Source organism: Bacillus sp. JJ722 (genome assembly GCF_036963345.1).
GTDB lineage: Bacteria > Bacillota > Bacilli > Bacillales > DSM-1321 > Bacillus_AD.
In genome coordinates this window covers 1-1076 of sequence record NZ_JBALMO010000302.1, presented here as the reverse complement: position 1 = coordinate 1076, position 1076 = coordinate 1, and the positions used below count along the sequence as shown (strand labels likewise).

Below are 1076 nucleotides of genomic sequence, written 5' to 3'. Positions count from 1 at the left end.
CTAAACCTTGATACTTTTCATCAATAATAAACCATCTAAGCTGTGCTTCTGTATCACTAGACTTCGTTATCGCAATAGACCCGACGTTCTCACCATTTACCTCAGCAATCCATAACGCTCCTCCTTCTTGATCGATAATAAAATCAGTTAAACCTTTCATAACATAATATTCAAATATCTGTGCTAAATTATATGTTTCACCATAAAGCTTTCCGTGAAGCTGTGCAACATATCCAATATCTCCAGCTTGATATGGCCGAATAACGACTTCTGGCTTCAAGGAATCTTCTTTCGAGCTAATGGATTCGATTGTTTGCATAGATGTAACGAGCATAGAAAGTTCTTTTTTTGATAGACTATGAAGCATTTTATCTACACCAATATTTGCACTTTCAACCAAATCGTTATAAATTTTATCGCCATATTCCGTGAGATAAAGGGAATACTGTCTTTTATCCTCGTTTGACTGTTTTCTTGTAACGATATTTTCGGCTTCAAAGCGTTGAATAATTCGGCTCATATAGCCTCGATCAATACTTAGCTTGTCTCTAATTTCAGTTGCATTACCACCATTGCTCAACTTGATTTCTGTTATAATTCGTGCCTCTGTTAATGGAAAAGGCTGATTATAGATTTCTTGGTCAATTTTATCTAGAACATTAGCATAATACCTATTGAATTCCCGGATTTTTTCTATATAATAAATTGATTCCATAAAGATACCTCTCTTAATATTCTGAGTTTTTAAGCTGTTACTAGTATAAATCATATAGTTGACTGAGTCAACTATACACTGACCAGATTTCAATGTTATCAACATAAAAATTGGCAGTATTTGAATCCCAAATTACTTATATACCTCCACTTTTTATTTAATAAAAACATTTGTTAATGATTACATCCCTGGATTTTTATAATCGAGTAGAGGGAAAATAATATGATTTATATGATTTATTTTCGCCCCTCTTACAACACCGTACGTACGGGTCACATATACGGCGTTTCAATTTATATTACAGTGTGTACTTTTAGATAGTATTCTAAAGCAGAAGGTATACCCTCTGCTTTAGTCTTTT

At 33.2% G+C, this 1076-nt stretch carries 1 protein-coding gene; it reads right to left on the bottom strand.

What is annotated here, in order from left to right; genetic code table 11:
- The coding region (locus tag V7014_RS24440; RefSeq protein ID WP_335511249.1) for a bifunctional helix-turn-helix transcriptional regulator/GNAT family N-acetyltransferase at nt 1-715 on the bottom strand (715 nt) is incomplete at its 3' end.
- Nucleotides 716-1076 lie beyond the last annotated feature (361 nt).